Annotated in this window: 6 protein-coding genes; all 6 read left to right on the forward strand. The window is 66.9% G+C overall.

The features are described 5' to 3' along the window. Positions 1-298 precede the first annotated feature (298 nt). Positions 299-2005 carry a 30S ribosomal protein S1 gene (locus tag D7X74_RS38390; protein ID WP_120537923.1) on the forward strand — a complete coding sequence of 569 codons (1707 nt, stop codon included), beginning with the start codon at positions 299-301 and terminating at the stop codon, positions 2003-2005. 136 nt (positions 2006-2141) lie between these two features. Next, the gene (locus D7X74_RS38395; RefSeq protein WP_120537924.1) at positions 2142-3323 is read left to right on the forward strand and encodes an acetyl-CoA C-acetyltransferase; all 1182 of its coding nucleotides are present in this window, start codon (positions 2142-2144) and stop codon (positions 3321-3323) included. Positions 3324-3336: 13 nt separating this feature from the next. Beyond that, a complete protein-coding gene (locus D7X74_RS38400) occupies positions 3337-4038 on the forward strand; it encodes a CoA transferase subunit A (RefSeq protein WP_120537925.1) in 702 nt (233 codons plus the stop codon). Positions 4039-4041: 3 nt separating this feature from the next. Next, positions 4042-4698 (forward strand): CoA transferase subunit B, encoded by a 657-nt coding sequence (locus tag D7X74_RS38405; RefSeq protein WP_120537926.1) that lies wholly within the window; start codon positions 4042-4044, stop codon positions 4696-4698. Between the two features lie 79 nt (positions 4699-4777). Continuing rightward, entirely contained in the window at positions 4778-5173 is a 396-nt protein-coding gene (locus tag D7X74_RS38410; protein ID WP_120537927.1) for a TIGR02266 family protein, read from the forward strand. A gap of 36 nt (positions 5174-5209) precedes the next feature. After that, positions 5210-6198, forward strand: a 989-nt coding sequence (locus tag D7X74_RS38415; protein ID WP_147446832.1) for a class I SAM-dependent RNA methyltransferase, incomplete at its 3' end; no start/stop codon positions are given.

Below are 6198 nucleotides of genomic sequence, written 5' to 3' on the forward strand. Positions count from 1 at the left end.
GTTCATAAAAGTAGAAGCCCTCCGGCTGCCGGGAAACGCGTTCGGTGTTAGGAAGGGCGTCCAAGCGGGCTTTCGGGGCACCGGGATTGACAGATCCCGTCCGATTCCCCCGTGGATCATCACATGAGGCGGGGCACGGCTTGACTCCCGGAATATCCGGTGTCTAGGGTGCGCGGCCTCACAAAAGCCTCAGGTCCCTATTGGAGGGACACCCGCAGCTTCCGGTTGCTCCCCGCAGGCGGCTGCGAACACCTCTCAAACAGGGGGCAGTTGTACCGTTTCCAAGGACTTCCACTTCATGCAGCAGAACGTGAACCAGCAGATCGACGGCGGTGACGAAGACTTCGCGGCGATGTTCGAGGCCTCGCTCAAGGAGCGTGGCGGCGACGGAATCCTGAAGGAAGGCGAGATCGTCAAGGGCACGGTCGTGCAGGTGACGAAGGATTTCGCGATCGTCGACATCGGCTACAAGTCCGAGGGTCAGGTCCCGATCTCCGAGTTCACCAATCCCCGCGGTGAGGTCACGGTCAAGGCCGGCGACCCCGTCGAGGTCCTCCTGGAGAGCCGTGAGAACGACACCGGCATGGTCGTCCTCTCCAAGGAGAAGGCCGACAAGATGCGCATCTGGGACGAAATCTCCGCCGCTTGCGAGCGCGACGAGATCGTCAAGGGCACCATCGTCGGACGCGTGAAGGGCGGCCTCTCCGTCGACATCGGCGTGAAGGCGTTCCTGCCCGGCAGCCAGGTGGACATCCGCCCGGTGCGCAACCTTGACCAGTACATTGGCAAGGAGTTCGAGTTCAAGGTCATCAAGTTCAACAAGAAGCGCGGCAACATCGTGCTTTCTCGTCGCGTCCTGCTGGAGAAGCAGCGCGAGGAGATGAAGAAGGAGACCCTCAAGAACCTGAAGGAGGGTGCGGTCCTCAAGGGCGTGGTCAAGAACCTCACGGACTACGGCGCCTTCATCGACCTCGGCGGCATCGACGGCCTGCTGCACATCACCGACATGTCCTGGGGCCGCATCGGTCACCCCAGCGAGATGTTCAACGTCGGTGACGAAGTGCGCGTGGTCGTCCTCAAGTTCGACCCGACGCAGGAGCGCGTCTCCCTGGGCCTCAAGCAGATCCAGGAGGACCCGTGGCACCGCGCCGACGAGAAGTACCCGGTCGGCACCCGCGTGGGCGGCAAGGTCGTGTCCATCACGGACTACGGCGCGTTCATCGAGATCGAGCAGGGCGTGGAAGGCCTCGTCCACGTCAGCGAGATGTCCTGGACCAAGCGTCTCAAGCACCCGTCCAAGATCCTGGAGGTCGGTCAGGTCGTCGAGGCCGTCGTCCTCGACATCGATCCGAAGGCCAAGCGCATCGCGCTGGGCATGAAGCAGATCGAGCAGAACCCCTGGACGCTGCTCGAGGACAAGTACCCGATCGGCTCCGTCATCAAGGGCCAGATCCGCAACGTCACCGACTTCGGCGTGTTCGTCGGCGTCGAGGAGGGCGTGGACGGCCTGGTGCACGTGTCCGACATCTCCTGGACCCAGCGCATCAAGCACCCGGGCGAGATGTTCAAGAAGGGCGACGAGGTCGAGGCCGTGGTGCTCAACATCGACGTCGAGAACGAGCGCTTCAGCCTGGGCATCAAGCAGCTCCAGCCGGATCCCTGGGAGACCCTGTCCGAGCGTCTGCCCGTGGGCAGCCGCGTGAAGGGCAAGGTCACGAAGGTCACCGACTTCGGCGCGTTCGTGGAGATCGAGCCGGGCATCGAAGGCCTCGTCCACGTCTCCGAGCTGAAGGAAGAGCGCGTGGAGAACCCCCGCGACGTGGTGAGCGAGGGCCAGGATGTCGAGGTGAAGCTCATCGACATCAACACCCCCGACCGCAAGGTGGCGCTGTCCATCAAGGCGCTCATCGGCGAGGGCGAGGACTACCGCGAGTACCTGCGCAAGCAGGCCGAAGGGTCCAAGGCCCGTCTGGGCGACGTGATGGCGAGCAAGCTGAAGAAGTAATCAGCCCAACGTCGTGACGTGAATAGCGGCCGGGTTCCCCAGTGGGAGCCCGGCCGTTTCCATTTGATTCGGCCGAAACGCCCCGTGATAAGGGCGTCAGGCGCTGTTAGCGAAGGTTCTTCCAGGAGGCAGTTCCATGGCTCGTGAAGTCGTCATCGTGGGCGCGGCCCGTACCCCCATCGGCTCCTTCCAGGGCGCCCTGTCCAAGCTCACCGCTCCCCAGCTGGGCGCCATCGCCATCAAGGCGGCGCTGGAGCGCGCGGGCGTCAAGCCGGAGGCCGTCCAGGAAGTCATCATGGGCAACGTGCTCCAGGCGGGCGTGGGCCAGGCCCCCGCGCGTCAGGCCACCATCTTCGCGGGCATCCCGGACTCCGTTCCGGCCGTCACGCTGAACAAGGTCTGTGGCTCCGGCCTCAAGGCCGTGATCGCCGCGGCACAGTCCATCGCCCTGGGTGACGCGGACGTCATCGTCGCCGGCGGCATGGAGTCCATGAGCAACGCGCCCTACATCAGCCACACGATGCGCGGCGGTGCCCGCATGGGCAACGTGGAGTTCAAGGACGCGATGATCCACGACGGCCTCTGGGACGTGTACGGCAACGTCCACATGGGCCTGTGTGCCGAGGAGTGTTCCACCTCCCAGGACATCAGCCGCTCCCAGCAGGACGAGTTCGCGCTGGAGTCCACGCGCCGCGCCATCCAGGCCCAGAAGGAAGGCCTGTTCGCGGCGGAGATCGTCCCCGTCCAGATTCCGGGCAAGAAGCCGGACGAGTTCGTCACCGTCTCCGAGGATGAAGGCCCCAAGAACGCCAAGCCGGACAAGATCCCGGGCCTGAAGCCGGTGTTCAAGAAGGACGGCACGGTGACGGCCGCCAACGCGTCCTCCATCAACGACGGCGCCGCGGCGCTGGTGCTGATGAGCGAGGAGCGGGCGAAGGCGGAAGGCCGCACCATCCTGGGCCGCATCAAGGGCTACGCGCAGGCGGCCAGGAAGCCGGTGGAGTTCACCATCGCGCCGGCGGACGCCATCAACACGCTGCTCAAGAAGCAGAACATCACGGCCAAGGACGTGGACCTCTGGGAGATCAACGAGGCCTTCTCCGTGGTGTCCATCGCGAACAACCGCATCCTCGGGCTGGATCCGTCCAAGATGAATGTGCGCGGCGGCGCGGTGGTGCTGGGCCACCCGATTGGCGCCTCCGGTGCGCGCGTGCTGGTGACGCTGCTGCACACGCTGAAGGACCAGGACAAGAAGCGGGGCGTCGCGTCGCTGTGCATCGGCGGCGGCGAAGGCATCGCGCTGATGGTCGAGCGCTGAAGGGCGTGACGGAATGAACAAGGTCTACGCGAGCGCGGAGGAAGCGGTCGCCGACATCCCGGACAACATCACCCTCATGAGCGGTGGGTTCGGGCTGTGCGGCAACCCGGAGAACCTCATCACGGCCCTCCACAAGAAGAACGTGAAGGGCCTCACCATCATCTCCAACAACTGCGGCACCACGGAGCTGGGGCTGGGCGTCCTCCTGCAGAACAAGCAGGTGAAGAAGATGGTCGCCAGCTACGTGGGGGAGAACAAGGAGTTCGAGCGCCAGTTCCTCTCCGGGGAACTGGAGGTGGAGCTCAACCCCCAGGGCACGCTCGCGGAGCGCATCCGCGCGGGCGGCTGCGGCATTGGCGGCTTCTTCACGCCGACGGGCGCGGGCACGCAGGTGGCGGAGGGCAAGGAGTCGCGCATCATCGACGGGCGGCTGCACGTGCTGGAGACGCCACTCAAGGCGGACTACGCCATCGTGCACGCGTGGAAGGCGGACACCTGGGGCAACCTGGTGTTCCACAAGACGGCGCGCAACTTCTCCCCGATGATGTGCATGGCGGCCAAGGTCACCATCGTGGAGGCGGAGCACATCGTGCAGCCGGGAGAGCTGGACCCGGACCTGGTGCACATCCCGAGCATCTTCGTGCACCGCATCGTGCAGGCGCAGAACCTCCAGAAGTGGATCGAGCGGCGGACCGTCCGCAAGAAGGCGTCCTGACCCATGCCCCTGTCACGTGAACAGATCGCGCAGCGAATCGCCCAGGAGCTGCGGGACGGCTTCTACGTCAACCTGGGCATCGGCATCCCCACGCTCGTCCCCAACTACATCCCGGAAGGCGTGGAGGTGGTGCTCCAGTCGGAGAACGGCCTGCTCGGCATCGGGCCGTATCCGGAGGAGGGGAAGGAAGACCCGGACCTCATCAACGCGGGCAAGGAGACGGTGACGGTGGTGAAGGGCTCCGCCTTCTTCGACTCCGCGCTGTCGTTCGGGATGATCCGCGGAGGCCACATCGACCTGGCCGTGCTGGGCGCCATGGAGGTCAGCGAAGAGGGCGACCTGGCCAACTGGATGATCCCCGGCAAGATGGTCAAGGGCATGGGCGGCGCCATGGACCTGGCGGTGGGTGCCAAGCGCATCTACGTGGCCATGGAGCACGCCAACAAGGACGGGCAGCCGAAGATTTTGAAGAAGTGCTCGCTGCCGCTGACGGGCCTCAAGTGCGTGCACCACATCGTCACCGACCACGCGTTCCTGGACGTCACGCCGGAGGGACTGGTGCTGCGGGAGCTGGCGCCCGGACTGACGGTGGAGCGGGTGCAGCAGCTCACGGAGCCGAAGCTGAAGATCGCGCCCGACCTTCGTGAGATGAAGTTCTGAGCCTCCGGGGATAAGGTGCGCTTCCGTTCCCAGGGACGGAAGGCACCTTGCCCCCTCGGAAAGTGGAGCACACCGCATCATGTCCGACACCCCGGAGCATCCCGTCCCCGCGCCGCGCGCCCACCGCATCGACCACGAGCTGCCCGTGGCGTACCGCACGGTGGCGGGCTTCGTGACGGACTGGGCGGTGAACCTGTCGCGCGGCGGGCTGTACATCAACACCCAGCAGCCGCTGCCCGTGGGCACCGTGGTCCGCATCCTGGTGTCGCTGCCGGGCGCGAACTTCCCGGTGGACCTGGCCGGCAAGGTGACCCGGACCAACGCGCAGGGCGCTGAAGCCGGCGGAGAGGTACCGGGGATGGCGGTGGAGTTCGTGGACGTTGATGACGACAAGCGGTCGCGCATCGAAGCGTTCGTGGAGCGCCTGCGGGAAGCCCTGCCGGCGGACGAGCGTGGCAGCACGACCCGAAAGTAGGGCGGCCCGTCCCAGGCGTCCCCCCAGAGCGCCTGCATGCTGACGCTGCCAGAGACCCCCATTGAATTGACGATCGAACGGCTGGGCCAGCTCGGCGAGGGCGTGGCCTCGTGGGAGGGCCGCACCGTCTTCGTGCCGGGCGCCTTCCCCGGCGACACCGTGCGCGTCCTGCTGGAAGCCCAGGGGCGCGTGCTGCGCGGCCAGCTTCGGCAGGTGCTCGTGGATGGCGCCGAGCGCGTCACGTCGCGCTGTGTGCTCTCCGAGGCCTGCGGCGGCTGTGACTGGCTGGAGCTGTCCGTCACCGCCCAGCGGTCCGCGAAGCAGGAGATCGTCCTGTCCACGTTGGAGCACCTGGGCCGGCTGCCTCGGACGGGCTTCACCGTGCGGCCCTTGATGGTGGCGCCCCGGGACTGGGGCTACCGGCGCCGGGCGGTGCTGCACGGGGCGGGGAAGGGGGCGCTCGGCTACTTCGGCCGGCGCACGCACGAGCGCGTCCCGGTGGACCTGTGTCCCGCGCTCACGCCCGTGCTGACGGCGCTGCCCGGGAAGCTGGCCCCGCTGCTCAAGCCCCTGGCGAAGGACACCGAGGAGGTGTTGCTGCTGGCCGAAGGGGACAAGGCCGCGTTCGCGGTGAACCTCTCCGGGCCGGTGACGGCACGGCACCTGGAGGCCGCGGAGGCCGCCGTGCGCGCCTTGCGGCTGGAGGGCGCGGTGCTGGTGCCGAAGGAGGGCTCCGCTCGGCTGGTGGGCCGTCCGGTGCTGCGCTCGCTGTCGCCGCTGCGGCCGGAGGTGCCTCTGTACCTGCGTCCGGATGCGTTCGCCCAGGCGCACGCGGAGGCCAACGTGGGGCTCGTGTCCTCCGCCATCCAAGAGCTGGGGGCAAGGGAAGCGGAGTCGGTGCTGGAGCTGTACTCGGGCAACGGCAACTTCACCTTCCCGTTGGCGGGGACGGCCGCGTCGGTGCTGGGGGTGGAGTCCTCGCCGGTGGGCGTGGAGATGGCCCAGCGCAGTGCCCGGGAGGGTGG

Origin of the sequence: Corallococcus sp. CA047B (assembly GCF_003612065.1) — a bacterium.
GTDB lineage: Bacteria > Myxococcota > Myxococcia > Myxococcales > Myxococcaceae > Corallococcus > Corallococcus praedator.

Bases quoted from the DNA above. Each gene is read 5' to 3' on its own strand.
- D7X74_RS38390 (WP_120537923.1), top strand. From the start codon at position 299: ATGCAGCAGAACGTGAACCAGCAGATCGACGGCGGTGACGAAGACTTC.
- D7X74_RS38395 (WP_120537924.1), top strand. From the start codon at position 2,142: ATGGCTCGTGAAGTCGTCATCGTGGGCGCGGCCCGTACCCCCATCGGC.
- D7X74_RS38400 (WP_120537925.1), top strand. From the start codon at position 3,337: ATGAACAAGGTCTACGCGAGCGCGGAGGAAGCGGTCGCCGACATCCCG.
- D7X74_RS38405 (WP_120537926.1), top strand. From the start codon at position 4,042: ATGCCCCTGTCACGTGAACAGATCGCGCAGCGAATCGCCCAGGAGCTG.
- D7X74_RS38410 (WP_120537927.1), top strand. From the start codon at position 4,778: ATGTCCGACACCCCGGAGCATCCCGTCCCCGCGCCGCGCGCCCACCGC.